Source organism: Pseudomonas sp. NPDC087614 (assembly GCF_044743485.1).
GTDB classification, from domain to species: Bacteria; Pseudomonadota; Gammaproteobacteria; order Pseudomonadales; family Pseudomonadaceae; genus Aquipseudomonas; species Aquipseudomonas baetica_A.
Window position 1 is genome coordinate 1 of record NZ_JBIUWN010000010.1, and the last position, 16,779, is coordinate 16,779.

The window sequence follows — 16,779 nt, forward strand, 5'->3', positions numbered from 1 at the left end:
TCCGCAAAAACGCCTAAGCAGGGATTGACGATGGAAGAGCTTATCTCCCCCGGTATCTACAACCTGATCATCTTCGTGCTGGCGATTTATGTCGGTTATCACGTGGTCTGGAACGTTACACCTGCGCTGCACACGCCGTTGATGGCGGTGACTAACGCCATTTCAGCCATTGTGATCGTCGGTGCCATGCTCGCCGCTGCGCTGACCGTCACGCCGCTGGGCAAGACCATGGGCACCCTCGCCGTGGCATTGGCGGCGGTCAATGTGTTCGGTGGCTTCCTGGTCACCCGCCGCATGCTTGAGATGTTCAAGAAGAAAGCCCCGAAAGCAAAAGAAGAGGCGCCGAAGTAATGAGCATGAATCTCGTCACGACGCTCTACCTGATCGCGTCGATCTGCTTCATCCAGGCCCTCAAAGGCCTGTCGCACCCGACCACATCGCGGCGCGGCAACCTGTTCGGCATGCTCGGCATGGCACTGGCCATCCTCACCACCGTCGGCCTCATCTATAAGCTGGGTGCTGAACTGGCCACCGCCGGCATCGGTTACGTCATCGTCGGCTTGCTGATCGGCGGCACCGCCGGTTCGATCATGGCCAAGCGCGTTGAAATGACCAAGATGCCGGAACTGGTCGCGTTCATGCACAGCATGATCGGTCTGGCCGCGGTGTTCATCGCCATTGCCGCAGTGGTCGAGCCGCAGTCGCTGGGCATCGTTAAACACTTGGGCGACTCGATTCCGGCGGGCAATCGTCTGGAGTTGTTCCTCGGTGCAGCCATCGGTGCAATCACCTTCTCCGGTTCGGTGATCGCGTTCGGCAAGCTCTCGGGCAAGTACAAGTTCCGTCTGTTCCAGGGCGCACCGGTACAGTTTGCCGGTCAGCACAAGCTCAACGCGGTGTTGGGTCTGACGACGCTGGTGCTCGGCCTGACCTTCATGCTCACCGGCAACCTCACCGCCTTCGCGCTGATGCTGGCGCTGGCGTTCGTGATGGGCGTGCTGATCATCATCCCGATCGGCGGCGCGGACATGCCGGTGGTGGTGTCGATGCTCAACAGCTATTCCGGCTGGGCAGCGGCAGGTATCGGTTTCTCGCTGAACAACTCGATGCTGATCATCGCCGGTTCGCTGGTGGGTTCGAGCGGTGCGATCCTCTCGTACATCATGTGCAAGGCGATGAACCGTTCCTTCTTTAATGTACTGCTCGGCGGTTTCGGCAACACGGCCGACGCTGGCCCGGCTGGCGCGAAAGAAGCACGTCCGGTGAAATCCGGTTCGGCTGATGATGCGACCTTCCTGCTGACCAACGCCGACACCGTGATCATCGTACCGGGCTACGGTCTGGCGGTAGCGCGTGCACAGCATGCTCTGAAAGAGCTGACCGAGAAGCTGACCCACCGTGGCGTGACCGTGAAGTACGCAATCCACCCGGTGGCCGGGCGGATGCCAGGGCACATGAACGTCCTGCTGGCCGAGGCCGAAGTGCCTTACGATCAGGTGTTCGAGATGGAAGACATCAACTCCGAGTTCGGCCAGGCCGACGTGGTGCTGGTGCTCGGCGCGAACGACGTGGTCAACCCGGCCGCGAAGAACGATCCGAAATCGCCAATTGCCGGCATGCCGATTCTCGAAGCGTTCAAGGCCAAGACCATCATCGTCAACAAACGCTCGATGGCCAGCGGCTATGCCGGTCTGGACAACGAACTGTTCTACCTGGACAAGACCATGATGGTGTTCGGCGACGCGAAAAAAGTTATCGAAGACATGGTTAAAGCGGTCGAGTAATCACCCCGCAGCAATACCGAACGCCCCGACTTGTCGGGGCGTTTTCGTTGGCGAAAACAATCGGACAATATGCCGCGTTGTTGCAGATCCCGTAACGGTGTTTTACTTCAAACCCGCTAAATAGACGCCTCTTTTGCGACCTTGGTAGCGGGACAGGCGCCCGCGAAATTCACTAGACTGCGCATCCTGATACTCGCTTCCCGAGATAATAATCCATGTACCGTGACCGTATTCGCCTGCCTTCGTTGTTGGATAAAGTGATGAGCGCCGCCGACGCCGCCGCTTTGATTGAGGACGGCATGACCGTCGGCATGAGCGGCTTCACCCGCGCCGGCGAAGCCAAAGCCGTCCCTCACGCGTTGGCCGAACGCGCCAAGGTCACGCCACTGAAGATCAGCCTGATGACCGGCGCGAGCCTGGGCAACGACCTCGACAAGCAACTGACCGAAGCCGGCGTGCTGTCGCGACGCATGCCGTTTCAGGTCGACAGCACCTTGCGCAAGGCGATCAACGCCGGCCAAGTGATGTTCATTGACCAGCATCTGTCGGAAACCGTCGAGCAATTGCGCAATCAGCAACTGAAGCTGCCGGACATCGCGGTGATCGAAGCCGTGGCCATCACTGAACAGGGCCACATCGTGCCGACCACCTCGGTGGGCAACTCAGCGAGCTTCGCGATTTTCGCCAAACAGGTCATCGTCGAGATCAACCTGGCGCACAACGCCAACCTGGAAGGCCTGCATGACATTTATATCCCGACGTATCGTCCGACGCGCACGCCAATCCCGCTGGTGAAGGTCGACGACCGCATTGGCAGCACAGCGATCCCGATTCCGCCGGAAAAGATCGTGGCCATCGTCATCACGCAGCAGGCGGACTCGCCATCGACCGTATCGTCGCCGGATGCCGACACCAACGCCATCGCCGATCACCTGATCACCTTCTTCAAGCAGGAAGTCGATGCCGGGCGCATGACCAACAAGCTTGGCCCGCTGCAAGCCGGGATCGGCAACATCGCCAACGCGGTGATGTGCGGCCTGATCGACTCACCGTTCGAAGACCTGACCATGTACTCCGAAGTGCTGCAGGATTCGACGTTCGACCTGATCGATGCCGGCAAGCTGAGTTTCGCTTCGGGCAGTTCGATCACCTTGTCGGAACGCCGCAACAGCGACGTGTTCGGCAACCTGGAGAAATACAAAGACAAGCTGGTGCTGCGTCCGCAGGAGATATCCAACCATCCAGAAGTCGTACGGCGCCTGGGCATTATCGGCATCAACACGGCGCTGGAGTTCGACATCTACGGCAATGTGAACTCGACCCACGTCTGCGGCACACGGATGATGAACGGCATCGGCGGTTCCGGTGACTTCGCGCGCAACGCACATCTGGCGGTGTTCGTGACCAAATCGATCGCCAAGGGTGGCGCGATTTCCAGCGTGGTGCCGATGGTCAGCCACGTTGACCACACCGAGCACGACGTTGACATTCTGGTGACCGAGGTGGGCCTGGCGGATCTGCGTGGGCTGGCGCCACGGGAGCGCGCGCGGGTAATCATCGATAATTGTGTGCATCCGGACTTTCGTCAGGCGCTGGATGACTACTTCACTGCGGCCTGTGCAATCGGTGGTCACACCCCGCATATCCTGCGTGAAGCCTTGAGCTGGCACATTAACCTGGAAGAAACCGGACGCATGCTGGCGGTGTAATCCGCACAGATAATCCATCGACGCAAACACAGTTTGCGTCGATGGATTTTTTAAAATTGCCTTCCTTGCAAAAACTGTACTTCTGTACTGGTCATTTCCTACAGTATTTACCTACAAATACGCCCGCCTCACCCTAAAACGCACCGATTTAGTGCGGACAGGTACAGTTTGCTCAATTTTGACCCGTACACCGCCTTTAAACAGTTAACTGGTCACTCACAATACAGTTGAACTGTATCTAGAGAGACTAGGCAAACGAGAGGATCATGGGCACCAGTTAAACCACTACCTAATCCCGCCACAAGCGGAAGGATGTCAACCATGGAACGTACACTCAGTTCCGATCTGTTCTTCGAAGACAAAGCTGCAAAAACCCAGGCTTCCCTGCCTTTGCGCGTTATCGCCAACCTGATGTTGTGGCAGCGCCGCATCTCCAGCCGCCACCAACTGGCTCGTCTGGATTCGCGTCTGCTGGCTGACGCCGGTATCAGCGAAGCACAACGCTACGAAGAGCTGAGCAAGCCGTTCTGGCGCTAAGTAGCGTCGCTGGCTCTGGTCGTTAGACCCACCGCCAGCAACCCGAATTGAACAAACAAAACCCGTCGCGGGAAACCGCGACGGGTTTTGTCGTTTCAGGCGAGGAAAACATGCATTACAGGTGGCAGCTACAAACAACAGTACAGTTATAAGAATACCGAACCTGAACCAGTACAATTTAAAACGGGTGTATCTGCCCCCTTGCCTGCAACGGGTTCAACATGACTTTCCGACCTTGCCAGTAAAAAGGAATCTGTCATGAATGGCTTACAGGATGTTTCAGCAGTTTCTTTACAACCCGCCCTTCGCTGCAACCTCGTAAAACGCCTGTTGCGCCGCTTCTGCCAAGGCCTTGAACGAGCCAGGACGCGGCGTCTATTGACGCAACTGGATGGGCGGGATCTCGCGGATCTGGGGCTCAGCCACGCCGATCGGCTGAATGAACTGGAGAAAACCTTCTGGCGCTAGCATTCTGCCCACTGTGCGAACTTCGTCTGCAGGCCTAATATCCACGCAGAACGTGGCGAATGCTGTGCCATTGGCGTCTGACTCCTCAGATACCGAGCCACCTCTCAATACGGTTTATCCACAGGAGATACATCATGTCCCGTCTTCGCCTGCTCAGCGCTGCCGCCCTGCTGGCCGTGGCTGCCAATGCCAGCGCCTCCAGCTTCATCGTGACCACCGACGCCGTTGTTGGTGCGCTCAAGTCTTCTTCCGACGCTACCTCCGACGCCACCTCGTCGTTGCGTGACAACAAAACAGTACTCGCCGCCCGTGACGACGCGGCCAGCTTCGTTGCCAGCGAAGGCCAGATCCGTGGCGTGAAGCTGGAAAGCGCGCTGGATCTTATCCGCCATCAAGCACCACAGTTGAGCGCGACCGATGCACAACTGGCCCAAGCGATTCTTGCGATCTGAATCAACGTGGCATGAAGGGACACGCCGGTCGTGTCCCGATGTTTTTTGGCGCTGGCTCTGGCCCGGGCATTGCGCTAGCCTTGAGGCTCGCTAACAGTTACCGAGTCTTATGCACTTTTTTCAAAAACTGCTTATCCCTTCCGTAGTGTTAACCGCCTGCTGGGTGACACCGGCCTATGCTTTCGATGTCTCCACGCAGAACACCGTAGTGAGCCTTTGGGCGACCGGCATGGTGTCTTCCGCGCCGTTCGACCGTAAACTGGTGCTCGCCGCTCACGATGACGCGGCAGCGTTTGTAGCCACTGACGGTGAATTGCGAGGCGCTCGACTGGAATCAGCGCTGCATTACCTGCGCAAAACACGGCCGAAACTTCATGTAAGCGACCGTGAACTGGCACAGGCAATTCTCGTCCAATAGCTACCCTTGTCCTTCCGGAGTCGTTCCATGCGTAGCCCGCTGATTGCTGCCACCCTTGGCCTGTTTTTGTTGGCCGATGTGGCCCAGGCGCACACCCTGGTAGCCACCAGTAACATCATCGTTCGTGCCTCCCAGCGCAGCATCGATTTCACGTCCGATACCACCACCTCGATTCGCGACTCGAAAATCATCCGCGAAGCCCACGACGATGCCGCCAGTTTTGTCGCCAGCAACGGTGATATTCGCGGCGCACACCTGGAAGCCGCTCTCAATACCTTGCGCACTCGCGTACCGGAAGCTCGCGACGCCAGCGATCAGGTCCTCGCCGAAGCCATCCTCGCACTGTGAAATCACTCGGCGCCTGGCTGCTGGCCGGGGCGTTGTTGCTGCTTGGCAACAGCGCCCACGCCGGCCTGCAATTGCGGCTCAAGACCGACGGTCTGAGCGCCGCGCAACAACAGGCCAGTCAAGCGCTGATCGATGAAGCCATGCAGGCCTTGCCGCCCAGCTTCATCGAGCGGCTGGACCGGCACATCGACGTTGGCTGGACCGACGACATGCCCGGCAATGCCTACGGCCAGGCCACGCTGGTTGCCGAGCTCGATCTAAACCGCAAACTGCTCGACAGCCTCACCGACGGCAGCGCGGCCAAAGAAAAAACCAATCGCCCCCACGGTACTGTGCGCCAGGAACTGCTCGCCACGGTGCTGCACGAAGTCACCCATATTTATGATCGCGCGCGCCTGTGGCCGAGTGCCGAGCGCACGCTGATCCAGCGCTGCACCCGACGTTTCAACAGCGCCGGGCTGATCGGTATTCCCGATGAGTGCCGTGGCCAGAACGGCCGCCGCTTCACCCTTAGTGATGACCCACGCCTGCTCGATCTCGCCGGTTGGCAGCAATACGTTGGTCGTCGTGGCGAGCGCGAACAACACAACCGCCAGATTGCCCGCAGCCCGGATCTGTACGAAATCTCCAGTCCGAAAGAGTTCGTCGCGGTCAACATGGAGTATTTCCTCCTCGACCCGAGCTACGCCTGCCGCCGCCCGGCGCTGTACCGCTATTACAAGGAACACTTTGGCTGGGCGCCGCCCGCCAAGGACACTTGCAGCAAGAGTTTCGCGTTTCTCAATGCGGGCAACGACTTCGCCAAGCAGCCGTTGGGACAAGTCGATCCGGAGCGGGTGTACGCCGTCGACTACCTGCTCGCCGAGGCCAACCAGAACTGGGTCAGCCGTTGGGGCCACAGCATGTTGCGTCTGGTGATTTGCGCACCGGGTCGGCCACGTGGCCCGGATTGCCGGCTCGATCTGGACCAGCATCTGGTGCTGTCCTACCGCGCCTTCGTGGGCGATGTACAACTGTCGAGTTGGGACGGCTTGGTCGGCAAATACCCTTCGCGGCTGTTCGTCTTGCCACTGGCGCAGGTCATCGATGAATACACCAAAACCGAGCTGCGCAGCCTTGCATCGGTGCCGCTGAACCTGTCACGCAGCGAGATTGAAGGCGTGGTCGAACACGCCGCCGAGATGCACTGGAGCTACGACGGCAACTACTTCTTCCTGTCCAACAATTGCGCAGTGGAAGGCCTGAAGCTGTTGCGCAGCGGCAGCAACAACGCTCAGCTCGTCGGCCTGGACAGCATCATGCCCAATGGTTTGCTGGAAGTGCTTAAAGGACGCGGCCTCGCCGACACCAGCGTGCTGGACGATCCGAAGGAGGCTCTGCGCCTGGGGTATCGCTTCGACTCGTTCCGCGATCGCTATCAAGCGATGTTCGCTGTACTGAAGAAACAATTACCGATCAAACAGAACAGCGTCGAGGAGTGGCTATCGTTGTCGGCCGAGGAACGCCGTCCGTGGTTTGATCGCGCCGACCTGCGCACCAGCGCCGCACTGCTGCTGTTGGAGCAGGCCAGTTTTCGCCGGCAACTGCTGCTGGCTCAGGACGAGGTCAAGCAGCGCTACCTCGGTGAACGCGAACTGGATAACGGCGGGATGGACAAGGCCAACGCGACTTTGCAGCAAATCCTCGCCAACAGCGGTTTCCTCAGTCGTCCGGCAGAGTTGCTTGATTCCAAGGGTTACGGCTTGCCGCAACCGAGCGAGTTCAGCCGACTGCAAGCGGAAAGCAGCCAGCGGCAGAAAAAGCTCCTGGCGCTTTCCGGCGATCTGGACACGGAGGTGCGCAAGCTGCTTGAACCCAAGCGCGCGGCCGAGATTGCCGCGAGCGAAGCCAATGTGAAACACATTGGCGAGCATTTGCGCAAACTGCACAAAGCCTCGGGCGGGCTGGAGTTGCCCTGACGCGAAAGATCGCCGCCTGGGCTGCGATCTTTTTTATTGCCTGTGAATCAGTACAAAACCCCATCCAGAATTTCATACACGATCCCGGTACCCACCGCGATCAGCACGATATCGCGCCCGGCCCGGCGCCATTCGTAACCCGGATAGACCGGCAAACGACCTAACGCACGACCCTCCAGGCGCTCACCGTAATACCCGTGGGGCAGCGGCCGGCCTCGTACCAGATGGATGCCCGGTGGCGGCGGTGCGCCGCGCACGAAGTAGCCGTGGTTGTCGCGAATGGTCTGGCGCACCGGGCCGAAGTCGCGCGGCGGCGGGCCACCTCGGTGGTTGTTCTGTGGGCCATGGTGATCGTTGCCACGATTGTCCCCGCGGTTATCGTAGTGGCCCTGCTGCGGGCCGCCGCGGTCGTGATCATCGCGCTGATCAGCGCTGGCCAGCAGCGGTGTCGCGCTGATCATCAGCACGCCCAGACTGGCAATCAGACGTTTCGGCATTTTCATGGGGGGTTCCTCATTGCACTAACAGCAAAAAGGGATTCAGAACGTGGTTCTGAATCCCTCGGTCTTGCTTGGTTAGGCTGTGCCGCGAGGTGCTAATTCCTCTGTATCAGGAACTTTACCTTCAACTGACCCGAGCCTTACGCACGCCTTCGGCCAGCGCCGAGCACAGGCTCAGCACGCCGTCGATCGCCTGATCGGGCGTCGTGGCATTGGCAATGTGATCGATCAGCGCCGACCCCACCACAACACCGTCTGCCAGACGCGCAATGGCCGCCGCTTGTTCGGGCGTACGAATGCCAAAACCGATGCTGATCGGCAGATCCGTGTGGCGGCGCAGGCGAGTGACCGCCTCTTCGACGTGTTCCAGCGTCGCTGCACCGGCACCGGTGACACCGGCCACCGAGACGTAGTAAACAAATCCGGAACTGCCGTTAAGCACCTTCGGCAGACGCGCGTCATCCGTGGTCGGAGTCGTCAGACGGATGAAGTCCAGACCGGCAGCCTGGGCCGGGTCGCACAGCTCTTCGTTGTGCTCCGGTGGCATGTCGACCACGATCAGACCGTCAACGCCCGCGTCTTTGGCTTCAGCAATGAAACGCTCAACGCCAAACTTGTGGATCGGGTTGAAGTAGCCCATCAGCACCAACGGCGTGTCGCTGTTGCCTTCACGGAATTCGCGAACCATTTGCAGGGTTTTCGCCAGATTCTGCCTGGCACCCAGCGCACGGATGTTGGCCAGTTGGATGGCCGGGCCGTCCGCCATCGGATCGGTGAACGGCATGCCCAACTCGATCACATCGGCACCGGCTTTCGGCAGGCCTTTGAGGATCGCCAGCGAGGTGTCGTAGTCCGGGTCACCGGCGGTGACGAAGGTCACCAGCGCGGCGCGATTGTGTTCCTTGAGTTCAGCAAAACGGGTTTGCAGGCGGCTCATCAGTGTTTCTCCTGCTGCGACTGTTCCATATGGTGCATCACGGTCTGCATGTCTTTGTCACCACGACCGGACAGGTTGACCACCATCAGGTGATCCTTGGGCAGCTTCGGTGCGCGTTTGAACACTTCAGCCAGGGCATGAGCGCTTTCCAGGGCAGGAATGATCCCTTCCAGGCGGCAGCATTTGTGGAACGCAGCGAGGGCTTCATCGTCGGTCACCGAGGTGTACTGCACGCGGCCGATGTCATGCAACCAGGCATGTTCCGGACCGATGCCCGGATAGTCGAGACCGGCGGAAATCGAGTGCGCGTCAATGATCTGGCCGTCGTCGTCCTGCAGCAGGAAGGTACGGTTGCCGTGCAATACACCCGGTACGCCGCCGTTGAGGCTGGCCGCATGCTTGCCGGTTTCGATGCCGTAACCGGCCGCTTCAACACCGATGATTTCAACGCTTTTGTCGTCGAGGAACGGGTGAAACAGGCCCATGGCATTGGAGCCACCGCCGATGCAGGCCACCAGGCTGTCCGGCAGGCGACCTTCCTGGGCTTGCAGTTGGTCGCGGGTTTCCTTGCCGATCACGGCCTGGAAGTCGCGAACCATCGCGGGATACGGGTGCGGCCCGGCCACGGTGCCGATCAGGTAGAAAGTGCTGTCGACATTGGTCACCCAGTCACGCAGGGCTTCGTTCATCGCGTCCTTCAGGGTGCCGGTGCCGGCGACCACCGGGATCACTTCGGCCCCCAGCAACTTCATGCGGAACACGTTGGCCTGCTGACGCTCGATGTCGGTAGTGCCCATGTAGATCACGCAGTCCAGACCGAAGCGCGCAGCCACGGTGGCAGTTGCCACGCCGTGCATGCCAGCGCCGGTCTCGGCGATGATGCGTTTCTTGCCCATGCGCCGCGCCAGCAGGATCTGGCCGATGCAGTTGTTGATCTTGTGCGCGCCAGTGTGGTTCAGCTCTTCGCGCTTGAGGTAGATCTTGGCGCCACCGCAGAACTCGGTCAGACGTTCGGCGAAATACAACGGACTGGGACGTCCGACGTAGTCGCGCTGGAAGTAGGCCAGTTCTTCTTTGAAGGCAGGATCTTCTTTGGCCGCTTCGTACTCGCGGGCCAGATCGAGGATCAACGGCATCAGGGTTTCCGCCACGTAGCGGCCACCGAACGAGCCGAACAGGCCGTTGGCGTCAGGGCCGTTACGCAGATCGGCGTTGTGCGAAGTCTGGGTCATGGTTTGCTCCAGGGGGTCAAAAGACAATGACGACCACTCTACCCCTGACCTTCTATGCTGAAAACCGATAAGATCGCCGCAACCTGTCAGGAAAACTCACAGATACCATGAGCCATGACCTCCCCCCGCTGAACGCTTTGCGCGCCTTCGAAGCCACCGCACGCCTGAACAGCGTCAGTCAGGCGGCCGAACAACTGCACGTCACCCATGGCGCGGTCAGTCGTCAGCTCAAGGTGCTGGAAGAGCACCTAGGTCTCAGCCTGTTCATCAAGGATGGACGCGGCTTGAAACTCACAGATGCAGGCGTGCGTCTACGCGACGCCAGCGCTGAAGCCTTTGATCGGTTGCGCAGTATTTGCACCGAATTAACCCAAAGCACTGCCGACGCGCCATTTGTGCTCGGTTGTTCCGGAAGCCTGCTGGCGCGTTGGTTCATTCCACGCTTGGGACGGCTGAATGCCGATCTGCCGGATTTGCGCCTGCATCTGTCGGCCGGTGAGGGCGATCTTGACCCTCGACGTCCCGGGCTCGATGCTTTGCTGTTGTTCGCCGAGCCGCCATGGCCGGCGGACATGCAGGTGTATGAATTAGCTGCCGAGCGCATCGGCCCGGTGATGAGCCCACTATTCAGCGGCTATCAACGCCTGCAAAGGGCATCTGCCGAGGCTTTGCTCGATGAGCCATTGCTGCACACCACATCGCGCCCGCAAGCCTGGCCCAGTTGGGCACAGCAAAACCGCCTCGACGCCAAAACGTTGAAGCTCGGGCAAGGTTTCGAGCATTTGTATTACTTGCTGGAGGCCGCAGTGGCGGGACTGGGGGTGGCAATCGCGCCGGAGCCGCTGGTGACTGAAGACTTGAAGGCTGGTCGCCTGGTTGCGCCGTGGGGCTTCTGTGAAACCCCCGCGCAACTGGCGCTGTGGCTACCCAAACGCGCCGCAGACGGGCGCGCCCGGCAACTGGCGCAATGGCTCAAGAACGAGCTGCGCCAGCCGGATCATTCGCCGCGCTTGAACAGCAAGTAGGCCGCGAGCAGGCCCAGTGCACCGACCGCCACACCGGCCGTTGTCCAAGGATGTTCCTGAGCGTAATCACGGGTGGCGAGCCCGGTCTCGCGGGTTTTCACTTTGACTTCTTCATAGGCATCGCTGAGCAGGTGGCGCGAGTGTTTCAGCGCACTTTCGGCGTTGCTTTTGAGCGCCTTGAGGGTCTTGCGCGACTCGTCCGAAGCGTCGTCTTTGAGGCTTTCCAACGATTTGAGCAGACTCTCGATCTCGGCTTCCATGCTTTGCAACGAGGCTTTACGTAAAGAGGTGTTGGCCATGGTGGCTCTCCTGCATTGGTGATGAGTGGCGTGTGTTGATTGGGACTTCAGCGGTTTGAGAAAGTGCAGAAAATCTGAACTTCGCTTGCGTGTAGCCACCGAAATCAACAGTGCAATTCACTGCTAGTCTCAAATCCACACGCCTAGGAGATCGTCATGAGTGACCATCACACGTACAAGAAAGTCGAGCTGGTCGGTTCTTCCACCAACAGCATCGAGGACGCCATCAACAACGCGCTGGCCGAAGCCAACAAAAGCATCAAGCATCTGGAATGGTTCGAAGTGATCGACACCCGTGGTCACATCAAGGACGGCAAGGCCGCGCACTTTCAAGTGACGCTCAAAGTCGGCTTCCGGATCGCCAGTAGCTGAGTTGGGTCTACACTTCTGAACTTGCGCGCTGGCCGAGTGCCATAGGAATGGCAAAGCGCTACAGGGTGAGCGCATCGGGCCAATGCTCCGATGCCCGCCTCTATTAATCCGACCAGGGAGTGCGACCGATGAAGAAGTTCATATTGGCAGTAGGTTTGTTGAGCCTTGCGGGTGGCGCGTTTGCTGCCGGCAAGCCTTGTGACGAGCTCAAGAGCGAGATTGCGGCGAAGCTGGATGCCAAGGGGGTTGCCGGGTATTCGCTGGAGATCGTCGATAAGGGTGCAGCGACTGACGGCAAGGTGGTCGGCAGTTGTGAAGGCGGCACCAAGGAAATCGTCTACAAGCGCGGTTGATCGCGCCTGAAATGCAAAAGCCGACGCTCATGCGTCGGCTTTTTTGTGGGCAACACGTTTCCAATGTGGGGCTTGCTCGCGAAAGGGGGCGTATCAGTCAACATCATGCGCGCCTGGCACTCCGCCTTCGCGAGCAAGCCCGCCCACAGGGGACGGTGCACCGTCTCAGCCCTTCATCACCTGCGCCAGCAACTCATAGGAATGCAGGCGATCAGCATGTTCATACAGATCGCAGGTGAAAATCAGCTCATCGGCCTGGGTCTGTTCAACCAGCATTTCCAGTTTGGCGCGGATTTTCTGCGGGCTGCCGACCATCGCCAGACCGAGGAAATCGCCGACCGCTTCACGCTCGTGAGGCAGCCACAGGCCGTCCATGGTTTTCACGGGAGGGCGTTGCACCAGGCTTTGTCCACGCATCAACGCGAGAATGCGCTGGTACACCGAAGTCGCCAGGTAATCCGCCTGCTCATCGGTATCTGCTGCAACCAGCGGCACACCGAGCATCACATACGGTTTGTCGAGCACTGCCGACGGTTTGAAGTGACTGCGGTAGACGCGGATCGCCTCATGCATCAAGCGCGGTGCGAAATGTGAGGCGAAGGCGTAGGGCAAACCGCGCTCGCCGGCCAGTTGTGCACTGAACAGGCTGGAACCAAGGAGCCAGATCGGCACATGGGTGCCGGTGCCGGGCATCGCGATGACTCGTTGCTCCGGGGTGCGCGGGCCGAGGAAGCGCGCCAGTTCGGCGACGTCTTCCGGGAAATCATCGGCACTGCCGGAACGCTCGCGGCGCAGGGCACGGGCGGTCATTTGATCGGAGCCGGGCGCGCGGCCCAGCCCCAAGTCGATCCGCCCCGGATACAGGCTTTCCAGCGTGCCGAACTGCTCGGCAATCACCAGTGGCGCATGGTTGGGCAGCATGACGCCGCCGGAGCCGACGCGGATGGTCGACGTACCCCCGGCCAGATAACCGAGCAGCACTGAAGTGGCGGAACTGGCGATGCCGTCCATGTTGTGGTGTTCAGCCACCCAGAACCGCGTATAGCCGAGTTTCTCGACATGCTGCGCCAGGTTCAACGAGTTGCGCAGCGATTGCGCCGGGCTGCCGTTCTCGCGCACTGGCACCAGGTCGAGGGTGGAAAATTTTACGTCGGACAGTTGCTTCATAAACCTGCGTCTCCGAGTGAGGAGGCAGGTTTTTCTTGCAAACGAAAACCTGCCGAATCATAAGCGTGTTTTGTGCAATGAGGGCATATACCCGAGTTTCAATAGCAGAACGAAAAATCCTACTAAAAAAGTCAACGATTCAGACGAGCTGAACTTTGTCCCGACGTCTATCCTCAGAACCCTTGCAAGCAAAATTCACAACGGCGCGGCGTTCCGCGTCTGATCTTGAGGAGGCAGCATGGCTATCGTTAAGAAAGCATCCGCACATTGGGCAGGTGATCTGAAAACCGGTATCGGCTCGATTTCTACTGAAACCGGCGTCCTCAGAGAAGCACCCTACGGTTTCAAGGCCCGTTTCGAAGGCGGTAAGGGCACCAACCCGGAAGAACTGATCGGCGCCGCACATGCCGGTTGTTTCTCCATGGCGTTCTCGATGATTCTCGGCGATGCAGGCCTGAAGGCCGACAGCATCGACACCGACGCTGAAGTCACCCTCGACCAGGTCGATGGCGGTTTTGCGATCACGGCGGTGAAGCTGATTCTCAAGGCGAAGATCCCGGGAGCCAGTCAGGCGCAGTTTGAAGAACTGAGCAACAAGGCCAAGGAAGGGTGCCCGGTGTCCAAGGTACTCAATGCGAAGATTACCCTTGAGGCATCGCTGGTCGCTTAAGCAGGCGTTGGCTGGGCTGACGTCTTCGCGAGCAAGCCCGCGCCCACAAAGGATCTTTGGTGTTTCACAAGATCTGTTGTGGGCGCGGGCTTGCTTGCGAAAGCGACCTGAAAATCCCCACGAAGCCTGAAGCGATAAACAAGACCTGTGAGCGAAGTCAGAACTCGCCGAGTAAAAGTATGGTCGAATAAATGACAGCAGCTTCAGCGCACACCCGTGCGCGCTGCCTCAAGGAGCTTCTCTCATGAAACGTATTGGCTTGGCGATTTTTTGCAGTGCACTGGCCACCTCGGTTCTTGCCGCCCCCAAAGACTGTGAAGAATTGAAGAACGAGATCGAAATCAAAATCCAGGCGAATGCCGTGCCCTCCTACACGCTGGAAATCGTCAGCAAGGAAGAGGCTGAAAAGCACGAAATCGCCATGGTCGTAGGGACATGCGAAAACGGCACCAAAGCGATCATCTATCAGAAGAACGACAATTGAGGTCGATCACGGCACGCAGTTGACCTGCCGTTCTTCGGCAACGATCTGACCTTGGCGATTGATCAACCGGGCGCTCGGCGTAAAGGCCAGTGACCTGGCTTCAAGACGATAACGTTGCCCGGCCTCGAAATGATCGTAACGCACGGTCAGGTAACACAGCCGCTCCTGCGGATCGGTGTTCATGCTCATGCCACCGCCGAACACCTCGAAATCAAAGCGAACCGTCAACTCGTGACTGCCCGGCGTGACCTGGAAAAACCGTCCGTCCGGCATTCTCTGTTTGTCCAGCCGTTCCGCCATCAGCACTTTGCCGCCAGGGGTGGGCATGGCGAAGTCGACCCAGGCCTTGCCGGGGTCAGCCGCTGGCATCGGGCTCTGGCAACCGGCAACCACACTTGCAGCAAGCAACAACGTCAACCTGCGCATGATCAATGTCCTTTGGATGGGAGATTGAGCATAGCGCCGATCAGGTCTTCTGACAGCCCGCCGGAGTGCCCTGCCCCACGACCTTGCGCTGTTCGTCATAGAGCTTGGCCCAAGGTCGGAAACCGATACTGCCGGCCTGCAATTGATGTCGCTGGCCGGCGTTGAAATCATTGAATTTCACGTTCAACTGGCAATCGCGCCAGAGCGGCTCGGCGTCGGGACCAATATTGGTGGCTTCCACCGGAAACTGATAACGCACCGTCAGCTCATGACTGCCGGGCTGCACCTCGAAATAGCGTTTGTCGATGGCAGCCTTGCGGTCGACTTGCAGCGCTTGAATCGCCGTGTCCTGCTGCCGGGCATTCAGATCGATCCAGGCCTGCGAGGGGTCAGGATCCGGCACTCCAAATCCGGCACATCCGGCCAGCGTCAGCAGGCCTCCTGTCAGCATCAACATACGCATAGCGCAGCTCCAATGGGCGGGATAGTCTTGCGGGCAGACTTTCCAGGGGTTTCTTATTTTGATCAGGCCGCTTCCAAGCCATCGGTTACTTGATCGCGTTTTTCGGATTTTGTTTCCGGGTGTGATGCTTTTGTTGCTCAACGGTTGCGCCAGCGTCAGCTACTACGGCCAGTTGGCCAACGGTCAATGGCAATTGCTGCGGGCCCGCGAGCCGGTGGCCGAGGTGATTGCCGACCCAAGCCGCGACGCAAAGTTACGCGCACACTTGGCGCAGTCACAAAAGGCCCGCACATTCGCCAGCCAGCACTTGCACCTTCCGGATAACCAGAGCTATCGCCTGTACGCCGACATTGGAAGGCCGTTTGTGGTGTGGAATGTGTTCGCCACCCAAGAGTTTTCGCTGACTCCGCAAAAACACTGTTTCCCGATTGCCGGATGCGTGGCCTATCGCGGCTACTACAGCCAGAGCACGGCCCGGGGCGAAGCCGCGATCCAACGCCTGCAGGGCATGGACGTGTCGATCGGCGGCGTCGAGGCGTACTCCACGCTGGGCTGGTTCAACGACCCGATCCTCAATTCGATGATGGGTTGGGGCGACGAGCGGTTGGCCACACTGATTTTTCATGAGTTGGCCCATCAGCGCTTCTATGTGAAGGACGACACCGAGTTCAACGAGTCCTTCGCCACGTTCGTCGAGCAGGAAGGCACCCGGCAATGGCGGGCGTTTCGTGGATTGCCAGCGGACAACGACTCAAAACTCAAACAACGTGACCAGTTCATTGCACTGGTGCTCGATACCCGTTCACGTCTGGAAAAGCTCTACGCCCAGTCATTGCCGGCCGAGCAGATGCGTGAGCGCAAAGCGGCGCAGTTCGAACAGTTTCGCCGGGATTACCGGGTGATGCGTGATCGTCAGTGGGCCGGCGACAAGCGCTATGACGCGTGGGTCAATGCGCCGCTGAACAATGCGCGGCTGTTGCCGTTTGGACTGTACGACCAGTGGGTGCCGGCTTTTGCTGCGCTGTTCAGGCAGGTGGGAGGTGATTGGGTGAGGTTTTATTCAGCGGTGGAGAGGCTGGGGAATTTGCCGGTGCTCGAGCGTAAGGCAGCGTTGAAAACGCTGGCAGATTCTTGATGGCTGACTGAACGGGCCTGTTCGCGAGCCAGCCCGCTCCCA

The 16,779-nt window shown here is 59.2% G+C and carries 22 protein-coding genes; 15 read left to right on the forward strand and 7 right to left on the reverse strand.

Translation table 11 applies throughout. From position 1 onward, the window contains the following. Nucleotides 1–30 precede the first annotated feature (30 nt). The 9 genes from ACIOWA_RS05980 (at nt 31) to ACIOWA_RS06020 (ending at nt 7,674) form a co-directional block, all read left to right on the forward strand. Nucleotides 31–351 (forward strand): NAD(P) transhydrogenase subunit alpha, encoded by a 321-nt coding sequence (locus ACIOWA_RS05980; protein WP_003220416.1) that lies wholly within the window; start codon nt 31–33, stop codon nt 349–351. Beyond that, complete coding sequence (locus ACIOWA_RS05985; protein ID WP_339432419.1) at nt 351–1,784, forward strand: NAD(P)(+) transhydrogenase (Re/Si-specific) subunit beta; 1,434 nt, start codon at nt 351–353, stop codon at nt 1,782–1,784. Before ACIOWA_RS05980 ends, ACIOWA_RS05985 begins: the two co-directional genes overlap by 1 nt. Nucleotides 1,785–1,999: 215 nt before the next feature. Further along, nucleotides 2,000–3,493, forward strand: coding sequence for an acetyl-CoA hydrolase/transferase family protein (locus ACIOWA_RS05990; RefSeq protein ID WP_221732324.1), 1,494 nt, complete (start codon nt 2,000–2,002; stop codon nt 3,491–3,493). Between the two features lie 321 nt (nt 3,494–3,814). Next, nucleotides 3,815–4,030, forward strand: coding sequence for a DUF1127 domain-containing protein (locus ACIOWA_RS05995; protein ID WP_339432418.1), 216 nt, complete (start codon nt 3,815–3,817; stop codon nt 4,028–4,030). A 258-nt stretch (nt 4,031–4,288) separates the two neighbouring features. Next, complete coding sequence (locus tag ACIOWA_RS06000) at nt 4,289–4,498, forward strand: DUF1127 domain-containing protein (RefSeq protein ID WP_401158767.1); 210 nt, start codon at nt 4,289–4,291, stop codon at nt 4,496–4,498. A 134-nt stretch (nt 4,499–4,632) separates the two neighbouring features. Then, complete coding sequence (locus ACIOWA_RS06005) at nt 4,633–4,950, forward strand: DUF2388 domain-containing protein (RefSeq protein ID WP_221732322.1); 318 nt, start codon at nt 4,633–4,635, stop codon at nt 4,948–4,950. 109 nt (nt 4,951–5,059) lie between these two features. Beyond that, on the forward strand, nt 5,060–5,368 hold the full coding sequence (locus ACIOWA_RS06010; RefSeq protein WP_339432416.1) for a DUF2388 domain-containing protein: 309 nt from the start codon (nt 5,060–5,062) through the stop codon (nt 5,366–5,368). A gap of 27 nt (nt 5,369–5,395) precedes the next feature. Then, complete coding sequence (locus tag ACIOWA_RS06015) at nt 5,396–5,716, forward strand: DUF2388 domain-containing protein (protein WP_221732320.1); 321 nt, start codon at nt 5,396–5,398, stop codon at nt 5,714–5,716. Next, the gene (locus tag ACIOWA_RS06020; RefSeq protein WP_339432415.1) at nt 5,713–7,674 is read left to right on the forward strand and encodes a DUF4105 domain-containing protein; all 1,962 of its coding nucleotides are present in this window, start codon (nt 5,713–5,715) and stop codon (nt 7,672–7,674) included. Before ACIOWA_RS06015 ends, ACIOWA_RS06020 begins: the two co-directional genes overlap by 4 nt. Nucleotides 7,675–7,721: 47 nt before the next feature. Here the strand turns inward: ACIOWA_RS06020 and ACIOWA_RS06025 are convergent, their stop codons facing one another. The 3 genes from ACIOWA_RS06025 to trpB all read right to left on the reverse strand — a co-directional run bounded on the left by ACIOWA_RS06025 (nt 7,722) and on the right by trpB (nt 10,343). After that, a complete protein-coding gene (locus ACIOWA_RS06025; protein WP_339432414.1) occupies nt 7,722–8,177 on the reverse strand; it encodes an anti-virulence regulator CigR family protein in 456 nt (151 codons plus the stop codon). Nucleotides 8,178–8,298: 121 nt separating this feature from the next. After that, entirely contained in the window at nt 8,299–9,111 is an 813-nt protein-coding gene (gene trpA / locus ACIOWA_RS06030; protein WP_339432413.1) for a tryptophan synthase subunit alpha, read from the reverse strand. Continuing rightward, nucleotides 9,111–10,343 (reverse strand): tryptophan synthase subunit beta, encoded by a 1,233-nt coding sequence (trpB, locus tag ACIOWA_RS06035; protein WP_339432412.1) that lies wholly within the window; start codon nt 10,341–10,343, stop codon nt 9,111–9,113. The genes trpA and trpB overlap by 1 nt, the downstream gene beginning before the upstream one ends. A 107-nt stretch (nt 10,344–10,450) precedes the next feature. Here trpB and ACIOWA_RS06040 point away from each other — a divergent pair, with 107 nt between their 5' ends. Further along, nucleotides 10,451–11,368 carry a LysR family transcriptional regulator gene (locus ACIOWA_RS06040; protein WP_401158771.1) on the forward strand — a complete coding sequence of 306 codons (918 nt, stop codon included), beginning with the start codon at nt 10,451–10,453 and terminating at the stop codon, nt 11,366–11,368. Here the strand turns inward: ACIOWA_RS06040 and ACIOWA_RS06045 are convergent. Further along, nucleotides 11,341–11,667 carry a DUF883 family protein gene (locus ACIOWA_RS06045; RefSeq protein ID WP_339432410.1) on the reverse strand — a complete coding sequence of 109 codons (327 nt, stop codon included), beginning with the start codon at nt 11,665–11,667 and terminating at the stop codon, nt 11,341–11,343. The genes ACIOWA_RS06040 and ACIOWA_RS06045 overlap by 28 nt on opposite strands. A gap of 156 nt (nt 11,668–11,823) precedes the next feature. On the opposite strand from ACIOWA_RS06045, the gene ACIOWA_RS06050 reads away from it, so the two are divergent. After that, nucleotides 11,824–12,039: a dodecin gene (locus ACIOWA_RS06050; RefSeq protein WP_339432409.1), complete on the forward strand. Its 216-nt coding sequence runs from the start codon at nt 11,824–11,826 to the stop codon at nt 12,037–12,039. A 128-nt stretch (nt 12,040–12,167) separates the two neighbouring features. Continuing rightward, the gene (locus ACIOWA_RS06055) at nt 12,168–12,392 is read left to right on the forward strand and encodes a DUF1161 domain-containing protein (RefSeq protein ID WP_339432408.1); all 225 of its coding nucleotides are present in this window, start codon (nt 12,168–12,170) and stop codon (nt 12,390–12,392) included. A 165-nt stretch (nt 12,393–12,557) separates the two neighbouring features. On the opposite strand, the gene ACIOWA_RS06060 is transcribed toward ACIOWA_RS06055, so the two are convergent. Next, nucleotides 12,558–13,559, reverse strand: a complete 1,002-nt coding sequence (locus ACIOWA_RS06060; RefSeq protein WP_401158774.1) for an LLM class flavin-dependent oxidoreductase — start codon at nt 13,557–13,559, stop codon at nt 12,558–12,560. A gap of 238 nt (nt 13,560–13,797) precedes the next feature. Here ACIOWA_RS06060 and ACIOWA_RS06065 point away from each other — a divergent pair, with 238 nt between their 5' ends. Then, nucleotides 13,798–14,229, forward strand: coding sequence for an OsmC family protein (locus tag ACIOWA_RS06065; RefSeq protein WP_221732310.1), 432 nt, complete (start codon nt 13,798–13,800; stop codon nt 14,227–14,229). Between the two features lie 244 nt (nt 14,230–14,473). Then, on the forward strand, nt 14,474–14,713 hold the full coding sequence (locus ACIOWA_RS06070) for a DUF1161 domain-containing protein (RefSeq protein ID WP_339432406.1): 240 nt from the start codon (nt 14,474–14,476) through the stop codon (nt 14,711–14,713). 6 nt (nt 14,714–14,719) lie between these two features. Here ACIOWA_RS06070 and ACIOWA_RS06075 read toward each other — a convergent pair whose 3' ends face one another. Next, on the reverse strand, nt 14,720–15,139 hold the full coding sequence (locus tag ACIOWA_RS06075) for a hypothetical protein (RefSeq protein ID WP_339432405.1): 420 nt from the start codon (nt 15,137–15,139) through the stop codon (nt 14,720–14,722). Between the two features lie 40 nt (nt 15,140–15,179). After that, nucleotides 15,180–15,602: a hypothetical protein gene (locus tag ACIOWA_RS06080; protein WP_401158777.1), complete on the reverse strand. Its 423-nt coding sequence runs from the start codon at nt 15,600–15,602 to the stop codon at nt 15,180–15,182. Nucleotides 15,603–15,660: 58 nt separating this feature from the next. Between ACIOWA_RS06080 and ACIOWA_RS06085 the strand changes: the two genes are divergently transcribed. Beyond that, nucleotides 15,661–16,737: an aminopeptidase gene (locus ACIOWA_RS06085; RefSeq protein WP_401158779.1), complete on the forward strand. Its 1,077-nt coding sequence runs from the start codon at nt 15,661–15,663 to the stop codon at nt 16,735–16,737. The last annotated feature ends 42 nt before the right edge of the window (nt 16,738–16,779 follow it).